This is a genomic window from Agrobacterium tumefaciens (assembly GCF_005221325.1).
In the GTDB taxonomy this organism is placed as follows: domain Bacteria; phylum Pseudomonadota; class Alphaproteobacteria; order Rhizobiales; family Rhizobiaceae; genus Agrobacterium.
The window spans coordinates 1360001-1384303 of the sequence record NZ_CP039888.1 but is presented as its reverse complement, the minus strand read 5'-3'; the positions used below and the strand labels follow the sequence as shown (position 1 = coordinate 1384303).

20 protein-coding genes are annotated in these 24303 nt (G+C 59.6%); 11 read left to right on the top strand and 9 right to left on the bottom strand.

All coding sequences use genetic code 11. The features are described 5' to 3' along the window. Positions 1-206 precede the first annotated feature (206 nt). The 4 genes from CFBP5499_RS07240 to CFBP5499_RS07225 all read left to right on the top strand — a co-directional run bounded on the left by CFBP5499_RS07240 (position 207) and on the right by CFBP5499_RS07225 (position 4436). On the top strand, positions 207-1088 hold the full coding sequence (locus tag CFBP5499_RS07240; protein WP_080825024.1) for an alpha/beta fold hydrolase: 882 nt from the start codon (positions 207-209) through the stop codon (positions 1086-1088). Between the two features lie 212 nt (positions 1089-1300). Further along, positions 1301-2071, top strand: coding sequence for a triose-phosphate isomerase (tpiA, locus tag CFBP5499_RS07235; protein ID WP_080825025.1), 771 nt, complete (start codon positions 1301-1303; stop codon positions 2069-2071). A 115-nt stretch (positions 2072-2186) separates the two neighbouring features. Then, the gene (secG, locus tag CFBP5499_RS07230; protein ID WP_080827324.1) at positions 2187-2648 is read left to right on the top strand and encodes a preprotein translocase subunit SecG; all 462 of its coding nucleotides are present in this window, start codon (positions 2187-2189) and stop codon (positions 2646-2648) included. 159 nt (positions 2649-2807) lie between these two features. After that, positions 2808-4436 carry a CTP synthase gene (locus tag CFBP5499_RS07225; protein ID WP_080827323.1) on the top strand — a complete coding sequence of 543 codons (1629 nt, stop codon included), beginning with the start codon at positions 2808-2810 and terminating at the stop codon, positions 4434-4436. A gap of 260 nt (positions 4437-4696) precedes the next feature. Here the strand turns inward: CFBP5499_RS07225 and fumC are convergent, their stop codons facing one another. Beyond that, positions 4697-6088, bottom strand: a complete 1392-nt coding sequence (gene fumC, locus CFBP5499_RS07220) for a class II fumarate hydratase (protein WP_080825026.1) — start codon at positions 6086-6088, stop codon at positions 4697-4699. Positions 6089-6588: 500 nt separating this feature from the next. On the opposite strand from fumC, the gene CFBP5499_RS07215 reads away from it, so the two are divergent. Then, positions 6589-8457, top strand: coding sequence for a L,D-transpeptidase family protein (locus CFBP5499_RS07215; RefSeq protein WP_175416769.1), 1869 nt, complete (start codon positions 6589-6591; stop codon positions 8455-8457). Between the two features lie 286 nt (positions 8458-8743). Here the strand turns inward: CFBP5499_RS07215 and CFBP5499_RS07210 are convergent, their stop codons facing one another. After that, a complete protein-coding gene (locus CFBP5499_RS07210) occupies positions 8744-9445 on the bottom strand; it encodes an HAD family hydrolase (RefSeq protein ID WP_080825028.1) in 702 nt (233 codons plus the stop codon). A gap of 189 nt (positions 9446-9634) precedes the next feature. On the opposite strand from CFBP5499_RS07210, the gene rpiA reads away from it, so the two are divergent. The 4 genes from rpiA to CFBP5499_RS07190 all read left to right on the top strand — a co-directional run bounded on the left by rpiA (position 9635) and on the right by CFBP5499_RS07190 (position 14071). Beyond that, positions 9635-10330 carry a ribose-5-phosphate isomerase RpiA gene (gene rpiA, locus CFBP5499_RS07205; protein ID WP_080825029.1) on the top strand — a complete coding sequence of 232 codons (696 nt, stop codon included), beginning with the start codon at positions 9635-9637 and terminating at the stop codon, positions 10328-10330. Between the two features lie 16 nt (positions 10331-10346). Continuing rightward, positions 10347-10913, top strand: coding sequence for a DUF2059 domain-containing protein (locus CFBP5499_RS07200; protein ID WP_080825030.1), 567 nt, complete (start codon positions 10347-10349; stop codon positions 10911-10913). 143 nt (positions 10914-11056) lie between these two features. Then, the gene (gene gor / locus CFBP5499_RS07195; RefSeq protein ID WP_080825031.1) at positions 11057-12445 is read left to right on the top strand and encodes a glutathione-disulfide reductase; all 1389 of its coding nucleotides are present in this window, start codon (positions 11057-11059) and stop codon (positions 12443-12445) included. Positions 12446-12694: 249 nt separating this feature from the next. Next, positions 12695-14071 (top strand): class II 3-deoxy-7-phosphoheptulonate synthase, encoded by a 1377-nt coding sequence (locus tag CFBP5499_RS07190; protein WP_080825032.1) that lies wholly within the window; start codon positions 12695-12697, stop codon positions 14069-14071. Positions 14072-14141: 70 nt separating this feature from the next. Here the strand turns inward: CFBP5499_RS07190 and CFBP5499_RS07185 are convergent, their stop codons facing one another. The 6 genes from CFBP5499_RS07185 to CFBP5499_RS07160 all read right to left on the bottom strand — a co-directional run bounded on the left by CFBP5499_RS07185 (position 14142) and on the right by CFBP5499_RS07160 (position 20766). Further along, positions 14142-15881 (bottom strand): TadG family pilus assembly protein, encoded by a 1740-nt coding sequence (locus CFBP5499_RS07185; RefSeq protein ID WP_080825033.1) that lies wholly within the window; start codon positions 15879-15881, stop codon positions 14142-14144. A 1-nt stretch (position 15882) separates the two neighbouring features. After that, positions 15883-16305 carry a TadE/TadG family type IV pilus assembly protein gene (locus CFBP5499_RS07180; RefSeq protein WP_003502911.1) on the bottom strand — a complete coding sequence of 141 codons (423 nt, stop codon included), beginning with the start codon at positions 16303-16305 and terminating at the stop codon, positions 15883-15885. A 137-nt stretch (positions 16306-16442) separates the two neighbouring features. Beyond that, positions 16443-17279 (bottom strand): RadC family protein, encoded by an 837-nt coding sequence (radC, locus tag CFBP5499_RS07175; protein ID WP_080825034.1) that lies wholly within the window; start codon positions 17277-17279, stop codon positions 16443-16445. 13 nt (positions 17280-17292) lie between these two features. Further along, positions 17293-18126, bottom strand: coding sequence for a type I methionyl aminopeptidase (gene map, locus CFBP5499_RS07170; protein WP_173987449.1), 834 nt, complete (start codon positions 18124-18126; stop codon positions 17293-17295). 31 nt (positions 18127-18157) lie between these two features. Next, positions 18158-18877 (bottom strand): DNA/RNA nuclease SfsA, encoded by a 720-nt coding sequence (gene sfsA / locus CFBP5499_RS07165; RefSeq protein WP_080825036.1) that lies wholly within the window; start codon positions 18875-18877, stop codon positions 18158-18160. 29 nt (positions 18878-18906) lie between these two features. Next, positions 18907-20766, bottom strand: coding sequence for a PHA/PHB synthase family protein (locus CFBP5499_RS07160; protein WP_080825037.1), 1860 nt, complete (start codon positions 20764-20766; stop codon positions 18907-18909). Between the two features lie 25 nt (positions 20767-20791). Between CFBP5499_RS07160 and CFBP5499_RS07155 the strand changes: the two genes are divergently transcribed. Beyond that, on the top strand, positions 20792-21331 hold the full coding sequence (locus CFBP5499_RS07155) for a hypothetical protein (protein WP_003524833.1): 540 nt from the start codon (positions 20792-20794) through the stop codon (positions 21329-21331). A gap of 638 nt (positions 21332-21969) precedes the next feature. Here the strand turns inward: CFBP5499_RS07155 and fnrN are convergent. Beyond that, positions 21970-22695, bottom strand: coding sequence for a transcriptional regulator FnrN (fnrN, locus tag CFBP5499_RS07150; RefSeq protein WP_080825039.1), 726 nt, complete (start codon positions 22693-22695; stop codon positions 21970-21972). Between the two features lie 214 nt (positions 22696-22909). Here fnrN and hemN point away from each other — a divergent pair, with 214 nt between their 5' ends. Next, on the top strand, positions 22910-24259 hold the full coding sequence (gene hemN / locus CFBP5499_RS07145) for an oxygen-independent coproporphyrinogen III oxidase (protein ID WP_080825040.1): 1350 nt from the start codon (positions 22910-22912) through the stop codon (positions 24257-24259). The last annotated feature ends 44 nt before the right edge of the window (positions 24260-24303 follow it).

Genomic DNA, 24303 nt, shown 5'->3' with positions numbered 1-24303 from the left:
TGTGTCAGAATTTCGCCATGCGAATCATTATGCCATCAGCGTCAATATACCGCCAAATGCGGCTCCCGTCTGATTGAACAGGGTCCGCCTGGGCAAGCGCGGCGCATCCTATGCCACTGTCGTGTCAGGGTTTCGCAACAGGAGGATTGCGCTGCCGGCCTTGCGATGGCAAGTCTCGCAGCCACGAATGAACGGTTAACCAAGTCATGTCCACAGCTCATTTCACGTTTTGTACTCTTTTCTGCCTGACTGTTGCGGTGATGCCGGGCGCTGCTTCCGCTGCCGATGGGCCGCTGCGACCCTTCAAGGACGAGCTGTTTTCCAGCCAGACGGTGCTTTCCACCGGCGATGGCGGCGCATCCGAGGTGATCGATTATCAGGAAATGCGCGACATTAACGGCCGTGACGAGGTGCCGGAGCGGCGGGTGAAACGGCAATATATCGACATGACGCCGAAGAAGGCGCAGGCGTTGGAAACTGTCTCCCTCGAGGGCAGGGCGCTTGAGGTGGGCCGCGTCGGGCCGGCAAGCGGGCAGGCCTTCACCGTCATCTTCATCCACGGGCGCGGCGGCGACCGACGGCTCGGCATGAACGACTATACGTTCGGCGGCAACTTCAACCGGCTGAAAAATCTGGCTGTTGCCAATGGCGGAACTTATTATGCGCCAAGCGTGCGCTCCTTTGACGAAAACGGTGTTGCCGATGTCGCGGCGCTGATTGCCGATGCGGCCAAAAAATCGGGTGGCAAGCCTGTCGTGCTGACCTGCGCCTCGATGGGAAGTTTCATCTGTTACGGCATCAGCCGTGACAAGGCTGCCGTCGCCAATCTCAAGGGCATGGCGATCCTCGGCGGTGCGGTCGATCCCGATTTTCCGAAAAGCGCCTTTGCCAAAGCCAAGAAGCCGGTCTGGTTCACCCATGGCAGCGCCGACAAGGTCTATTCGGCCGATCAGCAGGCGACGATCTTCCGCACTCTGCTGAAGGCCGGGGAGCCGGTGCGGTTCACGCGCTATGAGACCGGCAGCCACGGTACGCCGGTGCGCATGACCGACTGGCGGGCGGTTTTGAACTGGATCTTGAGCCGCTGAGGCCTTTATTTGGGTCAGCGACGGCGAAATTTGCGAAATTGACCGTTGTTTTGAACCCTTGGGCTGCTTTTTTGTACCATTTGCGGCCGGCTGCGGTTAAAGAACTATCCTGGGATTTCCGGCAGGGCTTCTGTCGTGATTAAGGGCCGCTTGCGGCCGAAGGGATGGGGTGCCGCCAAAGGCGGGCCAGAGACAAAGGGAATGGGATACGTATGACGCCGAATGTTCGACCGCTTGTTGCCGGAAACTGGAAGATGAACGGCACGCGTGCCTCGCTCGATCAGATCAAGGCCATGGCAGAGGGCGTCAAGGGCGCGCTGTCCGAGAAGGTGGATGCGCTGATCTGCCCGCCCTCGACATTGCTCTACGTGGCGACGGCGCTTTGCGATGACAGCCCGCTACTGATCGGCGCGCAGGATTGCCACCAGAACGCCTCCGGCGCCCATACCGGCGATATTTCCGCCGAGATGATCGCCGATTGCTTCGGCACCCATGTCATCGTTGGCCATTCGGAGCGCCGCACCGACCATGCCGAAACGGATCACTTGGTTCGCGCTAAGGCCGTTGCCGCCCATCAGGCCGATCTCATTGCCATCGTCTGCATCGGCGAGACCGCGGATGAGCGAAAGGCGGGCCAAACACTCGATATTCTCAAGCGCCAGCTGGCCGGCTCCCTGCCGGACGAGGCAACGGCCGAAAATACCGTCATCGCCTATGAACCCGTATGGGCCATCGGCACTGGCCTTACCCCGACCACGCAGGATGTGCGCGAGGCCCATGCCTTCATGCGCGATGAGCTCGTCAAGCGCTTCGGTGGTGCCGGCAAGACCATGCGCATCCTCTATGGCGGCTCGGTAAAGCCCACCAATGCGCTGGAACTGATGGGTGTCGAGAACGTGGATGGCGCGCTGATTGGCGGCGCGAGCTTGAAAGCATCCGACTTCCTTTCCATCTATGCGGCATACGAGCAACTTACGGCTTGATCCAACCTTTCCTGTCACGGGGATGGGAAAGGGGCTTGGAATAAACCTTCGCCTCATGTAAAGAGCCGCAAAACCTTCTTTATGGTGCTCCGCGCGGGGCATGGAATGGATTGTCATGCAGACCGTTTTGATTGTTATTCACCTCATGATCGTGCTGGCGCTTGTCGGCGTGGTCCTGATCCAGCGTTCCGAAGGCGGCGGCCTCGGCATCGGCGGCGGTTCGGGCTTCATGTCCGCGCGCGGAACGGCCAATGCGCTGACGCGCACCACGGCGATCCTTGCCGCGCTGTTCTTCCTGACGTCGCTCGGCCTTGGTCTACTGACCCGTTACGAATCGCGCCCGACCGACATCCTGAACCGTATTCCGGCCACGCAGGGCCAGGGTAACGGCATTCTCGATACGCTCGGCCCGTCCCAGACGACGCCGGCAACGCCGGCTCCGGCTGAAAACGGCGTCCCGACCAATAGTGGTGCAGCCGCACCGGCACAGACGACACCGGCTCCGGCCGCTTCCGGCACGGCCGCTCCGGCCCCGGCGCAGCCCGCCGATCCGAACGCAGTTCCAACCGGTCAATAAGCCCGGTTCTGATTTAACGCTCCGGCAGGCCAAAAGCCTGCCGGTTTTCTTTTGTTCGCATTCCGGCTCGCCCCATCGCAGATTCGTCAACAGCGAATTTTCGAAACAATGAAATTTGGGCTGGCGGAATCAGAGGTAAAAAGGTATCCGGTGAATCCCATGGCGCGATATGTATTCATCACAGGCGGCGTGGTCTCCTCTCTCGGTAAGGGCATCGCAGCTGCGGCACTCGGAGCTTTGCTGCAATCCCGTGGTTATCGGGTGCGGCTTCGCAAACTCGACCCCTATCTGAACGTTGATCCCGGCACCATGAGCCCGACACAGCACGGCGAAGTGTTCGTGACGGATGACGGTGCCGAGACGGACCTCGACCTTGGCCACTACGAGCGCTTCACGGGGCGTTCGGCCACCAAGACCGATAACATCACCACCGGTCGCATCTACAAGAACATCATCGACAAGGAACGGCGCGGCGATTATCTCGGTGCAACGGTTCAGGTCATTCCGCATGTCACCAACGAGATCAAGGATTTCGTGATCGAAGGCAATGACGATTACGACTTCGTCATCTGCGAGATCGGCGGCACGGTGGGTGACATCGAGGCGATGCCGTTCATGGAAGCAATCCGTCAGCTCGGCAACGATCTGCCGCGCGGCACGGCGATTTATCTTCACCTGACGCTGATGCCTTACATTCCGGCAGCCGGCGAGCTGAAGACCAAGCCGACCCAGCATTCCGTGAAGGAACTGCAGGCACTTGGTATTCACCCCGACATTTTGCTCGTGCGCGCCGACCGGGAAATCCCGGAAGCGGAACGCCGCAAGCTTTCGCTGTTCTGCAACGTGCGTCCTTCCGCCGTCATCCAGGCGCTGGATGTTGCGAATATCTATGACGTTCCGATTGCCTACCACAAGGAAGGCCTCGATTCGGAAGTGCTGGCGGCTTTCGGTATCGAGCCGGCGCCGAAGCCGCGTCTGGAACAGTGGGAAGAAGTCTGCAATCGTATCCGTACGCCGGAAGGCGAGGTCACGATTGCGATCGTCGGCAAATATACAGGCCTCAAGGATGCCTATAAGTCGCTGATCGAGGCGCTGCATCACGGCGGTTTTGCCAACCGCGTCAAGGTCAAGCTGGAATGGATCGAGTCGGAGGTCTTCGAAAAGGAAGATCCGACGCCCTATCTCGAGAAGGTCAACGGCATTCTGGTGCCCGGCGGCTTCGGTGAGCGCGGTTCGGAAGGCAAGATCATGGCGGCGCAGTTCGCCCGTGAGCGCAACGTGCCATACTTCGGCATCTGCTTCGGCATGCAGATGGCAGTCGTGGAAGCGGCCCGTCATCTCGCCGGCATCGAAAATGCCTCTTCGACCGAATTCGGTCCGACGTCCGAGCCTGTTGTTGGCCTGATGACCGAATGGGTCAAGGGCAACGAGCTGGAGAAGCGTTCCTCCAAGGGCGATCTCGGCGGCACCATGCGTCTCGGCGCCTACAAGGCGGCGCTGAAGAAAGATACCAAGATCGCCGATATCTACGGCACGACTGACATTTCAGAGCGCCACCGTCACCGCTACGAGGTGAATGTGGATTACAAGGACCGGCTGGAAAATTGCGGCCTCGTCTTTTCGGGCATGTCTCCTGATGGTGTCCTGCCGGAAACGGTGGAGTATCCCGATCATCCGTGGTTCATCGGCGTCCAGTACCACCCGGAACTGAAGAGCCGCCCGCTCGACCCGCATCCGCTTTTCGCCAGCTTCGTTGAGGCGGCGGTGGAGCAGAGCCGGCTGGTTTGATGGTTTGAATGAGATGAAGAGGGCCGCTTTTGCGGCCCTTTTTTGTTGATGCGCTCTCGTCGTCATGCTCGGGCCTGTCCCGAGCATCTGCTACGTTGCGATTGGCGATACGTTCGCAAATCCTCGGCACAAGGCCGAGGATGACGTTGCGTGGGAGGTGAGGTCTGTTGCCGCTCCGATAACGTCTTGTGGGCCATTTATGTTCAAACGAAAAACGGGCCCGAAGGCCCGTTCTGCATTCCACCAAAAATCCAAACCAGTTACTTCGGCCCGATCATGTTCTCCGGGCGTACATACTGGTCGAATTCTTCGTTGGTGAGGTATCCGCCGCCGACGGTTTCTTCGCGTAGCGTCGTGCCGTTCTTGTGTGCAGTCTTGGCGATCTTGGCGCAGATGTCGTAACCGAGCTTGCCGTTCAGCGCCGTCACCAGCATCAGCGAGTTTTCGACGCCCTTCCTGATATTGTCTTCGCGGGCCTCGATGCCGACGACGCAATTGTCGGTGAAGGAGACGGCGGCATCGCCCAGAAGCTGGACGGACTGCAGGAAGTTGTAGGCCATCATCGGGTTATAGACGTTGAGCTCGAAGTGACCCTGCGAACCGGCAAAGGAGAGCGCTGCATTGTTGCCGAAGATGTGGGCGCAAACCTGCGTCAGTGCTTCCGACTGGGTGGGGTTGACCTTACCCGGCATGATCGACGAGCCGGGCTCGTTTTCCGGCAGCGACAATTCGCCGAGGCCGGCGCGCGGGCCGGAGCCGAGGAAGCGGATGTCGTTGGCGATCTTGAAGAGTGCCGCAGCCGCCGCATTGATCGCGCCATGGGAGAAGACCATGGAATCATGCGAGGCGAGCGCTTCGAACTTGTTCGGCGCTGTCACGAAAGAAAGGCCGGTGATTTTGGAGATTTCCTCGGCGACCTTTTCAGCGAAACCGATGGGGGCGTTCAGGCCCGTGCCGACCGCCGTGCCGCCTTGGGCGAGCTTGGAGAGCGCGGGCAGGGTGGTCTCGATATTGGCGATGGCTGAGGCGACCTGCGCTGCGTAGCCGGAGAATTCCTGGCCGAGCGTCAGCGGTGTCGCGTCCTGGGTGTGGGTGCGGCCGATCTTGATGATCTTCTCAAACTGCTTGACCTTGGCTTCCAGCGCCTTGTGCAGGTGCTTGAGGGCTGGCAGCAGGTGGTGAACGATTTCTTCCACGCAGGCGATGTGCATCGCCGTCGGGTAGGTGTCGTTCGAGGACTGGCTCATATTGACGTGGTCATTGGGGTGAACGGGCTTCTTGGTGCCCATCTCGCCGCCGAGCATTTCGATCGCGCGGTTGGAAATCACCTCATTGGCATTCATGTTGGACTGGGTGCCGGAGCCGGTCTGCCAGACGACGAGCGGGAAATGCTCGGTCAGCTTGCCGTCGATGACTTCCTGTGCGGCGGCGATGATGACATCTCCAACCTTGGGGTCGAGACCGGCAAGCGCCATGTTGGCACGGGCAGCGGCCTGCTTGACGATGCCGAGCGCACGAACGACAGAGGCGGGCTGCTTTTCCCAGCCGATCTTGAAGTTGCCGAGCGAGCGCTGCGCCTGCGCGCCCCAGTAGCGATCGGCCTGAACTTCAATGGGTCCAAATGTATCGGTTTCCGTCCGTGTGGCTGTCATCAATCTTGCCTTTTTACTCGTGTTCCTCCGCCAAAACGGCGCTTTCGCCCGCCTTGCGCGGCCGATATATAGAATCATCGCGCCGGCATTGAAAGCGTTGCAATGCGGCGGAGGCAGATATTTCCGGCCACCTTAAAGCCATTTCGACCTTGTGAGGGTTGCAAGGTGAAAAACGCCGCGGCGTGTCATTTTTACTACGGCCTGAAACGCCCTGAAAACCGGGCTTTCCGCGGTGCGCCAAGGCTGTGCCGGACAACGGCAAAGTGAATGAAATAAATAGAAATTTAACCATTCTCGCCAATTCTGGAAATTACGTTTTTATGGCTTTGGCTGTATCATGAAGTTCATTTCGGCACGGTTGTGGGCTTTGGGCGTTTTCTTTTCAACGGGCCGTCTATCGGCTAGACAGGCATGAAACTGATGCCCGCCGTTTTCGGGCGGTGCTGGGTGCTACGAGGATCAAATTGCAAGTCACATCTGGAAAAACATCGGCAGCGCTGGTGCTGGCTCTCGGTCTTTCCGTTTCCATCGCTCTTCCCGGCAGTGCCGGCGCGGTGACCCTGATGGACCTCCTGCGCGGCGGCCCGGGCAAGATCGCGCGTGATCGTGGTGAATTGCCGCCGGCCGGCATCGTCACCTCACCATCCGGCTCCGGATCGAGCGCCGGACAAAGTGCAGATGCTTCCGATCCCGAGCCTCTGCCGCGCGTTTCCGGACCGCGTTATTACGATTATAAGGCGGATACAGCCCGTGCGGTAAACACCGCGAATTTCGGCGAAGGTCTTGCCAACCTCAAGTTCAGCGCCACGCCTGAAATCGCCAAGGCGCTGGAAGCCTATTACGGCGCCGGCGGCAAGACGCTGTGGGTTTCCGGCGGCGAGCTGACCGAGCGCGCTAACGCCGTCATCGCCTTCTTCGAGACGGTCGGCGAAAGCGGTCTCGATCCAGCCGACTACAGCATTTCCGCACCGGCAAAGGATGTGACCGCCAGCATCAGCAGCAATGCTGCCGGTACGACTGCGACCGGCACGCCGGTTGAAACGGCTTCCGTATCGACCTCCGATGCCTATCAGCGGGCGCAGTTGCAGTTCGAACTGGCGCTGTCGGCCAAGGTTCTGGCCTATGTGCAGGACACGATCCGTGGCCGTGTCGACCCGAACCGGCTGTCGGGATACCATGATTTCAAGCGCAAGACGGTCAACCTTGCGCCGGTGCTGAAGCTAGCGGGCCTCAGCCCTGATGTTGGCTCCTATCTGCGCAGCCGTGAACCATCGAGCGCCGAATATTTGTCTCTGAAGGCGGAACTTGCGCGCCTGCGCGGCGAGGGCGATGCAGCTCACACCGTTCGCGTCCCCGCCGATCTGGTGCTGAAACCCGGCAATAGCAGCGCAGACATGGCCAATGTGGTCAAGGCCATCGAACATCGCGCTTCGCCGGCCTTCAAGGCCGAACATGCGGCGATCATTTCCGGTTACCAGCAGACGCCGGATTATACGCCTGATCTCGTCGATCTGGTGAAGGCGTTCCAGAGCGAAAACGGCCTGAAGCCCGATGGCGTGATCGGCCGTGCGACCGTGCGCGCCATGGTCGGCGAAAGCAACGATGCAAAGATCGCCAAGGTGCAGGTGGCCATGGAGCAGGTCCGCTGGCTGCCGGCCGATCTCGGCCAGCGTTACGTCTTCATCAACCAGCCCGCTTTCATGGCCTATTACCACAATGACGGCGTGGAACAGTTCGGCATGAAGGTGGTGGTCGGCTCTAAGGCGAACCAGACCTATTTCTTCCAGGACGAAATCCAGACCGTCGAGTTCAATCCCTATTGGGGCGTGCCGCAGTCGATCATCGTCAACGAAATGCTGCCGAAGTTGCGCCGCGATCCGTCCTATCTCGACCGTCTGGGTTACGAGGTTCAGGTGGGCGGCCGTGCCGTCTCCTCCACCAGCGTCAACTGGTACGGCTCGACCAACGCCGTCTCCGTGCGCCAGCCGCCGAGCAGCGACAATGCGCTGGGCGATCTGAAGATACTGTTCCCGAACGCCCATGCGATCTACATGCATGACACGCCGGCCAAGAGCTTCTTCAACCGCGACATGCGGGCGCTGAGCCATGGCTGTATCCGTCTGGTCGATCCGCGCCGGATGGCTGCAGCCGTTCTCGGCACCAGCGTCGACAAGGTCGGCGAGCAGATCGCTTCCGGCAAGAACCGCGCCGTGCAGGTGCCGGAGAAGGTTCCTGTCTACGTCGCTTACTTTACGGCTTGGCCGGACAAGGACGGCAAGGTGCAGTTCTTCGACGATGTCTATGACCGCGACAGCTATGTGCAGAAGGCGTTTGCCGTGACGACAAAGGCGCGGGCCGCGTCGATCTGATCAAAATCAGATAGAGACAAAAAGCGCCGGGGACGGCGCTTTTTTAGTTTGAAGGCAAAGTCTGTCAGGAGTGTTTGCTGTGACGGCCACATCCCCACTCCCGTCACCCCGGACTAGATCCGGGGTCCAGCGCGATCAAGTCTCTGATCGCAAAAGACTCTCCTCACGGCGCAGACGCGCCGTGGCTGGATGCCGGATCAGGTCCGGCATGACGGAAGAGACGTTGTTAAGCCCTCATTGACGTCGAAAGTGCCGCTCCCTCGCGCTTTCCTTGTCTGGTCCGGCTTCAGGCCGCCGCAGCACCCTTCGCAACCAGTTTCTCGAACAGGGCCGGCGTCAGCGCGGCGAAATCATCAATCACGACATCAGGCTCGAGTTCCACCATGGGTACATCCGAATAACCGAAGGTGACCCCGATCGACGGCACGGCAGCGTTCTTCGCCGCGAGAATGTCGTTGATGCTGTCGCCGATCATGATGGAGCGCTGAACGTCGCCGCCGGCCTTTTCGATGGTGCCGAGGATATGGCGCGCATCCGGCTTGCGGAAGGAGAAGGTGTCGCCGCAGGTGATGGCGGCGAAATATCGGGTAAGGTCGAGTTTTTCGAGCAGCGGCAAAGCGAGGATTTCGGTCTTGTTGGTGCAGACGGCAAGCGTGATGCCGGCTTGCGAGAGTGCGTCAAGCGTCTCGACTATGCCGGGGTAGGGGCGGCTTTCGCCGGGCATTTCTGCGCGGTAATGGGTGATGAAGCGCTCATAGAGGGGATCGATCTCGGCTTCCGGCAGTTCCGTCTCGCGCAAGGCGAAGGCACGCTTGATCATCACCCGCGCGCCCTGGCCGACGAGATGTGTCAGGTCGTTATAGGTAACCGGGGCAAGCCCGGCTGCGGCGATGGTGTGGTTGAGGCTGGAGACCAGGTCGGCGGCGGTATCGACGAGCGTGCCGTCGAGATCGAAAATGGCGAGCGGGGAGAGCGGGCGGGATGTCACGGAAACGGCCTCTTGGAGAATGCGGGGGCTGAGGTAATCATACTTTCATTGGGCTCAAGCCTAGGCAAAGCCACCTGTCTTTGCAACCGCGTCACAACGTTCTGTTCGTTGGCTTGAAAAAGGCTTTCGTTTGGCTTTCGACCCGTGTAAACAGCACGGCGACGACAAAGCTACCGGAGTTTCAGGCACATGGATGCCCGCCAGATGAAGATCAAGGCCGCCGAGGCCGCATTGTCCCATGTACAGGACGGGATGCGGCTGGGGATCGGCACCGGTTCGACGGCCGAGGAATTCGTCCGTCTTCTGGCCGAGAAGGTCGCAGCCGGCCTGAAGGTTGAGGGCGTGCCGACATCCGAGCGTACCGCGCGTCTCTGCGTCGAGCTTGGCGTACCGCTGAAATCCCTCGATGAATTGCCGGAACTGGATCTGACCATCGACGGCGCCGACGAGGTGGATCATGCATTGCGGCTCGTCAAGGGCGGCGGCGGCGCGCTTCTGCGCGAAAAGATCGTGGCGGCGGCATCGGCCCGCGTAATTGTCATCGCCGACCAGAGCAAGGTCGTCGAGACGCTGGGCGCCTTTCCGCTTCCCATCGAAATCAACCCGTTCGGCCAGGTGGCGACACGCATCGCCATTGAAAAACTGGCGGCTCGATCAGGTCTTTCGGGTGAACTGACGATGCGTTCTTCCGGTGACGGCGCCTTCATGACGGATGGCGGACACCTTATCCTCGACGCATCTTTTGGCCGTATTCCTGATGCAGAAGCACTGGCACGCGAGCTGAACACGATTCCCGGTGTTGTCGAGCACGGACTTTTCATAAATTTGGCATCGCTTGCCATCATCGCTGGCCCTGAAGGCGCCCGCGTGATGCAGGCAGTATAACAGGAGCGAGATTTTCATGATCAAACTAGCGGGACTGGGCAAAGCTGCCGCTGCTTCGATCCTCATTTCCGGCATCGTGTTCGGTACTGCCGCACGCGCCCAGGAAATTTCCGAAGCGCATATTGCTGCTGCACGCAAGGCAATCACCTCTCTTGGCGTTACCGACCGTTTTGACGACATTCTGCCCGGTCTGGCCGAACGTCTGAAGGCCGAGCTCATTCAGGCTTCGCCGAACGTGCAGGACGCCATCACCACGACGGTTGATGCCAAGGCGCTCGAGCTTGCATCGCGCCGCGCCGATCTGGAACGCGAAGCGGCACTCACCTATGCGCGCGCCTTCAGCGTTGACGAGCTGAATGCCATTTCCACCTTCTACGGCAGCGAAGCCGGCAAGAAGCTCCTGAAGGACGGCCCGATCGCCACGCGCGAACTGATGAAGGCTGCCGACATCTGGGCCGCCGGCATCAACCGCGATCTCAACGCCGCCAGCATGACAGAACTGCAGAAAGTTGCCGGCGCCGATCTTAAGCCGCTTCCGGCCGACCACAATGCGACCGGCGGTGCACCTGCAGCCAAGCCGTAAGGCAACCTTCAAAGGTTCAGAAATATTCAAAGCCCGGTCGCAAGACCGGGCTTTTCATTTGTGCATCGCAGCACCTATATGTGGCGTGAACAAACCGCTGGCCCACAGCGAGGTCATGGCGGTTTTGAGCAGGGGTTTTGACTATGACAGCTTATGACTACGATCTTTTCGTCATCGGTGGCGGTTCCGGCGGCGTGCGCAGCGGTCGCGTGGCGGCCTCGCTCGGCAAGCGCGTGGGCATTGCTGAAGAATACCGTTATGGCGGCACCTGCGTCATTCGCGGCTGTGTGCCCAAGAAGCTGTTCGTTTATGCCTCGCAATTCCCAGAGCATTTCGAGGATGCCGAAGGTTTCGGCTGGAGCGTCGGCGAGCGCCGTTTCGACTGGAAGAAGCTGATCGCGGCGAAGGACAAGGAAATCAGCCGTCTCGAAGGCCTCTATCGCAAGGGGCTGGAGAACGCCAAGGCCGACATTTTCGACAGCCGCGCGGAGCTGGTCGATGCCCATACCGTGAAGCTGACGAAGACCGGCGAGACCTTCACGGCTGAGCGTATCGTGATTGCCGTCGGCGGCACGCCGAACGAACACAAGGCGCTGCCCGGCCATGAGCTGACGATCTCCTCCAACGAGGCTTTCGATCTGGAAGAACTGCCGAAATCGATCCTGATTGCCGGCGGCGGTTACATCGCCGTGGAATTCGCCAATATCTTCCACGGGCTCGGTGTTGAAACGACACTGATCTATCGCGGCAAGGAAATCCTTTCGCGCTTCGATCAGGACATGCGCAAGGGCCTGCATGAAGCGATGGAGGCCAAGGGCATTCGCATCATTCTGGAAGATATCATCGAGGAAGTCAGCAAGGATGGTGACGGCGGCTTCGTGGCGCGTACCTTGCAGGGTAGCTCTCTGCATGTCGGCCTGGTGATGCTGGCGCTCGGTCGCGACCCGAACACCACGGGGCTCGGTCTCGAAAATGCCGGTGTGAAGGTGGATGCGCGGGGCGCGATCATCGTCGACGACTATTCGCGCACGAACGTGCCTGGTATCTTCGCGCTGGGCGACGTCACCGATCGGGTACAGCTGACGCCGGTGGCGATCCACGAGGCCATGTGCTTCATCGAGACCGAATACAAGAACAACCCGACCAGGCCGGATCACGAGCTGATCGCGACGGCGGTGTTCTCGCAGCCGGAAATCGGCACCGTCGGTCTTTCGGAAGAGGAAGCGGGCAAGAAATATCCGGAGCTGGAAGTCTATCGCGCCCAGTTCCGGCCGATGAAGGCAACGCTGTCCGGTCGCCAGGAAAAGACGATCATGAAGCTGATCGTCAATGCTGCCGACCGCAAGGTTGTCGGTGTGCATATTCTCGGCCATGAGGCGGGCGAGATGGCGCAGCTTCTCGGCATCACGCTGAAGGCCGGCTGCACCAAGGATGATTTCGACCGCACCATGGCGGTTCATCCCACAGCCGCCGAGGAACTGGTGACGATGTATTCGTCGAGCTACCGCGTGGTGAATGGCGAGCGCGTGTAACGCCGATACAGGCGTGATATGATCGCTGTCCAAATTCGCCCGCCGTCCTTCGAAAACTGATGTTTTTGGATAGCGGCGGGTTCGTTAAATCGTTTGAATTGACTTTTGTACGTCTGGAGCGCTCAAAACGGGCAGAATGAGCCTGTTAGCTTTGACATCGGCTATGCAAAGCCGATGCTTGGAGCTATAAGCCGCTCAATTTTCGAGGCGGTCGCGCGAAGGTCGCGCGGGCGAAAAAAGGGTAAGAACATGGCACAGAATTGGACCCCCGGCAGCTGGCGGCAGAAACCGATCCAGCAGGTTCCCGAATATCCTGATGCGGCCGCACTTGCGGCAACGGAAGCCACGCTTGCGACCTATCCGCCGCTGGTTTTTGCCGGTGAAGCCCGCCGTCTGAAAAAGCAGCTCGCCAATGTCGCTGAAGGCAACGCCTTCCTGCTGCAGGGCGGCGATTGCGCCGAAAGCTTCCTCGAGCATGGCGCCGACAATATCCGCGACTTCTTCCGCGCTTTCCTGCAGATGGCCGTCGTGCTGACCTATGGCGCGCAGCTGCCTGTCGTGAAGGTGGGACGCATTGCCGGCCAGTTCGCCAAGCCGCGCTCTTCCAACGTGGAAGTGCTCGATGGCGTGACGCTGCCGTCCTACCGCGGTGACATCATCAACGGCATCGACTTCAACGAGGCCTCGCGCATTCCGAACCCGGAGCGTCAGCTGGACGCCTACCGTCAGTCGGCGGCGACGCTGAACCTGCTGCGCGCTTTCGCCATGGGTGGCTACGCCAACCTTGAAAACGTTCACCAGTGGATGCTCGGTTTCATCAAGGACAGCCCGCAGGCGGACCGTTACCGCAAGCTGGCCGACCGCATTTCCGAAACCATGAACTTCATGCAGGCGATCGGCATCAGCGCGGAGAACAATCCGAGCCTGCGCGAGACCGATTTCTTCACCAGCCACGAGGCTCTGCTGCTCGGTTACGAAGAGGCGCTGACCCGCGTCGATTCCACCTCGGGCGACTGGTACGCGACTTCGGGCCACATGATCTGGATCGGCGACCGCACGCGTCAGCTCGACCATGCGCATGTGGAATATTTCCGCGGTATCAAGAACCCGATCGGCCTGAAATGCGGCCCGTCGCTGACGCCCGACAATCTGATCGAGCTGATCGACGCGCTGAACCCGGCGAACGAGGCTGGCCGTCTGACGCTGATCTGCCGTTTCGGCCATGACAAGGTGGCGGACAGCCTGCCGAAGCTCATCCGCGCTGTCGAGAAGGAAGGCCGCAAGGTCGTGTGGTCCTGCGATCCGATGCATGGCAACACGATCACGCTCAACCACTACAAGACGCGTCCGTTCGAGCGCATCCTGTCGGAAGTCGAAAGCTTCTTCCAGATTCATCGGGCCGAAGGCACACATCCGGGCGGCATCCACATCGAGATGACCGGCAAGGACGTGACGGAATGCACCGGTGGTGCGCGCGCCGTGACGGCGGATTCGCTGTCCGACCGTTACCACACCCATTGCGATCCGCGCCTCAACGCCGATCAGGCGCTGGAGCTGGCGTTCCTGTTGTCCGAGCGGATGAAGAGCGGCCGGGATGAGAAGCGTCTGGCGATCGCCACCGCCTGAGATAAAGACAGATCAAATGAAAAGCCGCCGGGGATGTTTCCCGGCGGCTTTTTACTGCGTGAAGATGGAACTACTGAACCAGCGCCGGCTGCTGGCAGCGAACGTCGGTGACCCGCACATCGGCTTCGCCGATCTTGACGCCGAGAACCAGAAGCACGTTGTAGAGCAGCTGATCGACGGGCGCCGTGACCACCGCAAGCGTGTTGGCAAGCGCTGCCTGGATGCCCGCCAGACCTCCCAGATCGAGGTTGAGGAAGAGGAGCCTGATATCCAGATTGAGGTTCTTCAGCAGTGAACTGACAAGAGTGGTGACGGTGTCCTTGGTGGAGACGCTCTTGATCTTGGCTTGTGTGATATCCGACTGCGTGAAGGTCAGCTTGGTCTTCGTCATGTTGGTGGCGTTGATGAGGGCGCTGCCGTTGATGGCGAGCAGCGCCGAATCCACGATGGCCGCCTTGGTGACACGCGGGTCCTTGCCGAAATTGGCAAAAGCCGTGGTATCGACATTGCCGAGTGCGATTTCCGCAACGCCGGGCACGACTTCCACATCCACCGTTCCCTGTCCACCGCCCGTGCATCTGATATCGGCAAGCCGTGCTTCGGCATGGGCGACTTCCACATAAAGCGGAATATTGACCTTGAGACCGGCAATGGCCTGTAACCCGTCCACCACGACATTGACCGCCAGCCGGGTCTGCGCGGTACGCACGATGGTGCCCTGACCGCCAACGGCGAGCGACGGTGTCTCGACGGGCGGCTCACCGATGGCGAGCGTTGCCTTGACCGAGGCGAGACCGAGAATATTGGCGTTGAGATTAAGCCCCAGCTGGTTGCCGCCATTGCCCGCCACGGCTGCGGCATTGATGAGATCGAAGACGCCGGCGGTAACCTTGAGGTTTTCGCCCGTACCGATCAGCTTGTCCGAGAAGGGGCCGAGATTGAGGATCTCCTCGAGCTTGATCTTGACGTTGCTTTTGTTGACCGCTTTTTGCAGCGTATTCAAAATGTTGACGACCGCCGGCTGCAGACCGGTGGTTTTCGTCAGCACGTCGAGGAATTTGCCGTAGCTGATTTCCGTCTTCAACACATCCTTGTAGGTGCCGGCGGTGAGGTTGAGATCGATGGCCAGCGCCTCGACGATCTTCAGCGCATTGACATCGGCGGCGAGCAACGCCTGGTAGTCCATGACCTTTAACGAAACCGTGGTGCCGAGCAGGCCGCCGAGCAGGCTGTTGAGAATGCCCTCATCGAGGCTCGCCAACCGCGATCCCACCGAAAATGCCGCGATCTTCTGGGACGAGGCCGTTCCGACCGCCGAGACCTTGGGCGGCTTGGTGAAGGCGGAGGCGAAGAATATCTGCCCCTGTTCGACGATGTTCACCTTGATCGCATTGGTGGGCAGGGCATTGTCGACGAAACGCTGGCCGACCGGCACGGTCGCATCCGGCTCGTAGTGACCCTTGATGACTTCGGCATAACCCTTGCTGCTGGCGAATTCATTCAAGGGATCGAAGGGTTCCAGCCCCTTTGCGGTCAAAAGACCCTTGTCGGTCTTGACGCCGAGATCCATGCCGTTGAGGGCGAAATATTGCTGGACCGCCTTTTCGGCGTCCGCGGCGCTGGCTGCCGCCGAAATGGCCGCGAGATCTGCGGTTTGCTGCAATTGCCGTTTCTGCAATGTCAGGTAACCGTAGTCGATGCCCAGCGCCAATATGCCGATGAAGAGCGGCGCGGTGAGCCCGGCCGAAATGGCGATGTTGCCCTTTTTATCCTTGAGGAGGCGGGGAAGCAGGGAAGGAATGGTCCGCATGTCATGCTCCTCCGATCCGGATGGTGGAAAAACGCCGGATGACCGGCTCGGGCAGGGTGTAGCTGTAGAGGCTCCAGATCGGCAGGTTGCGGGCGTCGTATTCGACCTTCACCGTGAACTGGTTGGCATTGGCGGGATCGGTTGCGACATTGACGGTGAAGCGCGTCTTGTCCATGAAGGCGTAGCTGAGGTCGCTTTTGGTGACGAAATCCCGGGCAAGCTGCTGACGTTCGGTCGTGTTCAGTCCGGCGACCGCCGTTCTCGCCGCATCGGCGGCGATCTGCTGCACCGAATAGGCGGCCATCAGGTAGATGCCGTAGGCGATCATGGTCAGCAGAACGAGAAAGAAGATCGGTGCGACGATGGCGAACTCGACAGCAGACGAGCCCGATCGATCGCGAAAGAAACGCACTCCATTAAACATAAAGCACCCCCGTTCCTTCAGGCACCAAGGTTCGATGCCTTGATTTATTATTTTCGGAAATGCTAATTTATAGGTGTTAATTTTTTGTTGATGCCGCTCTTATGGGTTGCAGCTCTTCTTAAACATTCGCGTCTGCTTCAGATCAGCCGGAGGCCTTTGAAGCTGGCGTGGCCGTCCTTGCCGATGATGATATGATCGTGGACGGTGATGCCGAGCGGCTTTGCCGTATCGATGATGGTTTTGGTCATCTCGATATCCGCACGCGAAGGGGTCGGGTCTCCGCTTGGATGATTATGTATTAAAATCAAGGCCGTAGACGATAGCTCAAGCGCGCGCCGCACGATTTCCCGCGGGTAGACCGGTGTGTGATCCACGGTTCCCTGACCCTGCACCTCGTCGGCGATGAGGACATTGCGTTTGTCTAGGAACAGGATGCGGAACTGCTCGCGCGTCTCGTGCGCCATGGCGGCATGGCAATAATCGATCACCGACGACCAGGAGCCGAGAAGCTGCTTGTTGCGGATTTCACTTTTCAGCATGCGTTGGGAAACGGAAGCGACGAGCTTCAGATCAAGCGCGACGGCCTCGCCCACGCCCTTCACTTCCTGCAACAGCGGCAAGGGTGCGCCGAGCACGCTGCCGAGCGTTCCGAACCTTGCAATGAGGGCCTTGGCAATCGGTTTGGTGTCGCGTCTCGGGATCAGCCGGAACAGCAGAAGCTCCAGCAATTCGTAATCGGCAAGCGCCGCATCGCCGCCGTCGCGGTAACGCGCTCGCAGCCTGTCCCGGTGGCCGTGATAGTGAGCGGCATCCGCTTCCTGTTCGGGGGCGACCCGTTCGGTTCTCTTCGGCGCGCTTCGCGGTTCGGCAAAAAAGCCGCGCTCATCCGCCCCGTCGAACAGATCGCCTTCGCCCGCCTCAAAGCCTGACGTCATGGAAAGATCGGCGGGAGGCGGGGCAGGGCGTTTTGCCATAGGCGGTCTGGCCTTATGCGAGCGGCGGCAGGCCCGGACGATCGAAGCCGCCCGGCGACAGCGTGAAGATTTCGCAGCCGGTGGCGGTGACGCCGACGGCATGTTCATATTGGGCGGAAAGGGAGCGGTCACGCGTCACTGCTGTCCAGCCGTCTGAAAGCACCTTTACATGCGGCTTGCCGAGATTGATCATCGGCTCGATGGTGAAGATCATGCCTTCACGGATTTCCGGGCCTTCGTCGGGGTGGCCGTAGTGCAGGATGTTCGGCGTATCGTGAAACAGGCGTCCGACGCCGTGGCCGCAGAAATCACGCACGACAGAGCAGCGCTCGGCCTCCGCATAGGCCTGGATTGCCGCGCCGATTGCGCCGGTGCGCACGCCGGGCTTCACGGCGGCGATGCCACGCATCAGGCATTCATAGGTCACTTCCATCAGCCGCTCGGCGGCGCGCTTGATCTGGCCGACCGGATACATGCGGCTCGAATCGCCATGCCAACCGTCCAGCACATAGGTCACGTCGATATTGACGATATCGCCGTCACGCAGGGGCTTTTCATCCGGAATGCCGTGGCAGACGACGTGGTTGATCGAGGTGCAGACGGATTTCGTGTAACCGCGATAATTCAGCGTTGCCGGCAGCGCGCCGTGGTCGGCGCCGAATTCGAAGACGAAACGGTCGATGGCATCGGTCGTCACACCCGGCTTGACGATCGCCGCAAGTTCATCGAGGCAACGCGCCGTCAGCTGACACGCCTTGCGCATGCCATCGAAATCCTCGAGCGTATAAAGGCGGATGACGCCCGTGTTCTTGAGGGGGGCGGAGGCTGCGTCGATATAGGTGACCATCATAGTGCTTTCTGTCTCTTTACATCCCTGTTCATAAAACAGCCGGACGCCATTCGTCCATCTTAACCGTTCCGCTGACCGAAATTTGTGCCGGGGATACGGTACATTTCACCGCATAGGCCTCCACGCCGCGTGCCATTGCCCGCTGGAACGCCAGCGCATAGACGGGGTCGAGATCGTCGCAGATGCGCATCCGCTCGCAATCATCGCGCTGGATGAGATAGAGCATCACCGAACGGTAACCAGCTTCCGCAGCGTCACCCAACTCCTCCAGATGTTTGGCGCCGCGTTTGGTGGCGGTATCAGGGAATTCGGCAAGACCCTTCTCGCGCATGAAATGCACGTTTTTCACTTCCACATAGGCGTCCGGCCGGCCGGGCTCAGACAGCAGGAAATCGATGCGGGAATTGCGGCCGTATTTCTGTTCGCGGCGGATTGTTGAATAACCGCCGAGTGCTGGAATGCGGCCGTTCAGGATTGCCTCTTCCGCCAGCCGGTTCGGCATGCCGGTATTGATGCCGACCACGGTGCCATCGGCCTCGACCATTTCAAACATATGCCGGTATTTGCGGGTCGGGCTGTCATGTTCGGAGAGCCAGATGCGGGAACCCGGCGTCGTCAGCCCGCGCATGGAGCCGGTATTGGGGCAGGAGCCGGTGATCGCCGTACCGTCTTCCAGGACGGCATCGAACAGGAAGCGTTTGTAGCGGGAAACGAGCGTGGCGGGAATAAGCGGGGGTGTGAAGAACATGTGGCCTGAAAAATGAGAGTGGGGTGATGTCAGGAAAGGACGTAGGTCCCCGGCGCATCGCCGAGCACCGGGCGCTTGCCGTCTTCCGGCTTGCGCGCCTTCACCTTCTCGGCGCTCTGGCTTTCGATCCAGTTCTGCCAGTGCACCCACCAGGAACCCTTATGGGCCGTGGCTGCGGCCTGCCAGGCCTCGAAGTCTCCTGATGGTGACTGCCCTGTCCAATATTGGTATTTCTCGAACTGCGGCGGATTGACGACGCCGGCAATGTGGCCGGAAGCGCCGAGCACGAATTCCACCGGCCCGCCGAACAGGGCAGCACCCGTAAAGACCGATTTGGCCGGCGCGATATGGTCGTCGCGGGTGGCGAGATCATAGACGGGTATCGTGATGTCGCCGAGATTGATGCGTTTGCCGTCAACGCGCATCAGCCCGCGGGCGAGATTGTTCTCGAGATAACAATTGCGCAGATAGAAGGAGTGGCTGGCGGCGGTCACCCGGGTCGAATCGGAATTCCAGTAAAGCAGGTCAAAGGGCAGGGGCTCGGCGCCGCGCAGGTAATTATCGACTACATAGGGCCAGATGAGGTCGGAAGCGCGCAGCATGTTGAAGACGGTGGCCATGATCGAGCCATCGAGATAACCGACGGCCTGCATGTGCTTGTCCAGCGCCGCCAGCTGGCCTTCATCGATGAAGACCTTGAGATCGCCGGCGTGGATGAAATCGGTCTGGGCGGCCAGCAGCGTCGCGCTGCGGACGCGCTCATTGCCCTGCTGCGCATGCAGCGCCAGCGCCGAGGACAAAAGCGTGCCGCCGACGCAATAGCCGATGGCGTTGATGTCCTTCTCGCCGGTCCGCTCCTCGATGGTGTCGAGCGCGAAATCGATGCCTTCCCTGATGTAGTCGTCCCACCCTTTGTCGGCGAGGCGCGCATCCGGGTTGATCCATGAGACCATGAAGACGCTGTGGCCCTGTTCAAGGCACCAGCCGACGAAGGATTTCTGCGGGTTGAGATCGAGAATGTAGAATTTGTTGATCCAGGGCGGCACGATCAGCAGCGGCCGCTTGAAGACCTTTTGCGTCGTCGGCGCATAGTGGATGATTTCGCAGAGAGGGCTTTTCGCCACCACCTTGCCTGATGTGACGGCGATATTCTGGCCGATGACGAATTTGCTGTAATCGGTCTGGCGCAGTTTCAGATGGCCGTGGCCGGCGGCAACATCCTCCGCCAGCTGCGCCATGCCCTTGACGAGATTGGCGCCGCTGGAGGCGACCGTTTCGCGGAAGACCTGCGGATTGGTGAAGACGAAATTGGCCGGCGAAAGCGCTTCCGTTACCTGCCGCATGTAGAACAGCGCCTTGGTGCGGGTGTGTTCGTCCAGCCCATCGGCTTCCGTCACCATCCGGTCGGCGAAACCGACGGTGGTCTGGTAGGCTTTCAGGAGGAAATCGAAGAACGGATTGGCCTGCCAGTCGGCATCGGCAAAACGCTTGCTTTTGCGCTGTGCGGAGCCGCTCTCGGCCGCATTTTCCGGGGGCGAATCGGCATCGTCGGAAAATTGCGCCACCGATTTTGCCCAGAGATCGTAATAGCTGGAGAGAAGATGGGTCTGCGCCTCGAGCGAGCGCTTCGGTTCGGCCATCCAGTATTCGGCGACATCGGAGAGCGTCTTGACCAGATCGGTCACCGGGTCGGCGCTTGCCTGGGGAATTTCGCCGCGTTCGCGCGGCGCAAGCCATTCGGAGGCGGCCTTGCCGAGGTTTTCGAGTGCGCGGGCGATGTTGATCGCGAAGGTTTCAGGGTCGCGGATCAGGTAGGCCTCGGCGGAACTGGCGTCGAAGCCGGGCGTTTTGCCACCCTTTTTCGCCCCCCCGCCGTCAACACCTGCCATGCGCCATCCTCCACCAAATTTGTGTTTGCACATTCTGCATGAAAACGAATACAAGTTCCACCAGCAAGGGGAGGCCGCAAAGGGCCGAACCGTGGTCGAATTCGATATCGGCAGATATCCTTACAGGCGGAACATGACGATGGGCAAGCACATGGGCACATGGGGAACATATGCGGAAAATGCGGCAAGAATCGCTGTGCTTTCGCTCTCCGGCGCGATGCTCGCCGCCACACTTGCCGCCTGCAAGGCTCCGGAGCCGATCGTCGCGCCCGCGCATATGCGCCGCCCGACGGCCGAAATCGTCGGCCCACGCCCGGTCAGCGACACTGCGGTGAGCCAGAAGCGCGACACCGGCACCTATCCGACCTTCTCGCAGCCGCTGACGGCCGCAGGCACCCAGATGGGTGAGGATGAGGCATCCACCATGGAATCGAGCCTGTCGCGCCTCGGTGCGGCACGGCGCAACGGCCAGATATCGGAAGCCGAATACAAGCGTCGGGTGGCTGAGCTGCGGGCGCTTGCCGAAAACCAGAAGCCGGTTGCGACGCCTGCTGCTTCGCAATAGCGTTCAAATTAACTTATGCGATTGCCCTCACGTAATTTGCTCTGACGCTGAGTTATGAGAAAAGCGGTTTTGATCTCAACGCGCGATCCAAGGGTGCTTTTAGCCCTGATGGTTTTTTTGGGCGTTCTGCCTTTTGTCCTACGCCTCCTCGATGTGCGCCCGTCGTTGTTGTTGGGTGCATCGATTTTCTTTCTGAATCTTGTAGTTTGCTTGTTGGGCGCGGCCACGAGATATCGTTTCTTGTGGCTGACTTACGGAGTCGCCTGCGTCTTCGCTTTTGTGCTGTTTGGTATGCCCAGCCCTCTTTCTCTTGTCCTGCTATTGCTTGCTACGTTCAGGGCCTGATTACCTCGAAAGGTTTGCCTCTCTAAGGGCGCAGCAATCATAACCCCTTCTTTACCTTGCCTCTGAACCATCCGCTTACCCAAGATGTTAAGTGGATGGAGGCGGTTTGCCGCTTATGATGCGGCCATAACAAACATGCTGCTGAAAAAGCGGGGCACGGGGTGAAATATCATGAAATGCATCGCCGCTTTGCTGGTTCTTGCCGGTTTTGCGCTCGCACCCGCTCAGGCGCGGGCGCCGCACATCAATTTCGGGGCATCCGCGCTTCAGGGGCGGTGACAGGGCAAGTTTTGTCAGTCGTTACCGGCGGCTTCGCTCAGAACGTCGAGATCCGGCACCGTGATATGGCGGTTGTTCTCGATGCGGATAGTGCCTTCCTTGCGCAGCTTTGTCATTTGCCGGCTAACTGTCTCGATGGTCAGGCCGAGGAAGTCAGCGATATCGGCGCGTGACAGCGGCAGGTCGAAGCAGGATCTGTCTTCATTTTCCGGGTCGATATGGGTGGCGATCATATAAAGGAAGCTGGCAACCTTTTCCTGTGCTGATTTACGCCCCAGCGTCAGCATCCAGTCGCGCGCCTCGTCCAGTTCCTTCAGGGACTGGCTGTGCAGCTTGCGTTCCATGTCAGGCACTTCGGAGACCATGCGGTCGACGACGCGGCGCGGAAAGAGGCAGATTTCCACATCGGTCGCGGCTTCCGCCGTCATCTTGCTTTCCGCCATGAACGGGCGTCCAAGAAAATCCGGTGCGAATTGCAGGCCGACGATCTGCTGGCGGCCATCCGACATCATTTTCGAAAGCTTCACCACGCCGTTGAGGATGTTGCCGTAGGAGGTGACAAGTTCGCCCTGGCCAAGCAGCTCATTGCCGGCTTCCAGTTTTTTGCGGCTGGAGTGACGGTTCAGGTCGCAGAGCTGCTGCGGCGTCAACGTGCTGCAAAGACCGCCGTGACGCGCCTCGCAGGAGCGGCATACGACGGGATATTCCGAATTGTGGATGGTCTTCTGCAGCGTGTCCATGAAGCCTTTTCCAATGCTGGCTTTTCGGGACGAAATGCGACCGTGGGTATCAAATCCGGTCTCTTTAAGGGCTTGAGCCATGTAGCCGTCGTCCCCGCGTCTACTTTAGCAAGAACTTATGGCGCAATTTGATTGAAGTCAAAGTTGCAAACTGTCGCAGCCGTTACTGAAAGAGAGGAAATCGACATTTTCTTGATAAAAGGCAAATCCGGTGATGAATACGGAACTTCTTCGCAAATATTCGGGTGCAGTACCGCGTTACACGAGCTATCCGACCGCACCGCATTTTCACGAGGGAATCGATACTGCGACCTATCGCGGCTGGCTCGGTGCGCTCAACCACAGGAACCGGATATCACTTTACCTGCATATTCCCTATTGCGACCGGTTGTGCTGGTTCTGTGCCTGTCACACCAAGCACACGCTGAAATACGAGCCGATTGCCGTTTATCTGGAAGCACTTAAGCAGGAGATTGCCGCCGTTGGCGCGCTTGTTTCACCTGACGCGGTGGTGAGCGCCGTGCATTTCGGCGGCGGCTCGCCTACCATGCTGAAGCCTGAGGACACGGTCAGCCTGATGGACTGTCTGCGGCAGCACTTCACCTTCGGGCTTGACCCCGAAATCAGCGTGGAAATGGACCCCAACGATCTGGATGACAGCCGTTACGATGCGCTTGCCGCCGCGGGCATGTCGCGGGCAAGCCTCGGTGTGCAGGACTTCGATGACAAAGTGCAAAAAACCATCAACCGCATCCAGTCCTTCGAACAGACAAAATCCGTCGTGGATGCGGTGCGGGCGAGGGGTGTTCACTCCGTCAATTGCGACATTCTTTATGGCCTGCCGTTCCAGACCTGCGAGACGCTGAAGAAGACAGTGGATCAGATCGTCTCGCTCGATCCGGACCGGGTGGCGCTTTTTGGTTATGCCCATGTGCCGTGGATGAAAAAACACCAGTCGCTGATCCCCGAACACGCGCTGCCCGACATTGCCGAGCGTTATCGCCAGATGACGATGGCGGGCGAAATGCTGAGGCAGGCCGGATACGGCCAAATCGGGATCGATCATTTCGCCAAGCCGGCGGATACCTTATGCCAGGCCGCCGAAGCGGGTGCCCTGCGCCGGAATTTTCAAGGCTATACGACCGACACGGCCGATGCGCTGATCGGGCTTGGTGCATCATCCATTGGTCGGTTGCCGCAGGGATATGTGCAGAACATGGTGGCGACGGGCGAATATCAGCGCATGGTGGGTGAAGGCGGCCTTGCCGCCGTGAAGGGCATAGAATTATCGCAGGATGATCATTTGCGCTCGCATGTCATCGAAAGGCTGATGTGCGATTTTGCCATCGATCTTTCGGACTTGCAGCACCGTTTCGGCAAGGTGAGCCATTCCGTGAGGGATCAGGCGCAACAGTTTGCCGCAGGCGACAGGGATGGCGTCGTGCGTCTGGATGCCGATGTTTTTGCCGTGACCGAGGTTGGAAAACCCTTCGTGCGTAATATCGCGGCAATCTTCGACACCTATCTCGGCAATGGACGCGGCCGTCATTCGGTTGCTGTTTAGGCAACAGTTTTGGGGCAAATTTCAAAGTTACGTCACGAAACCAT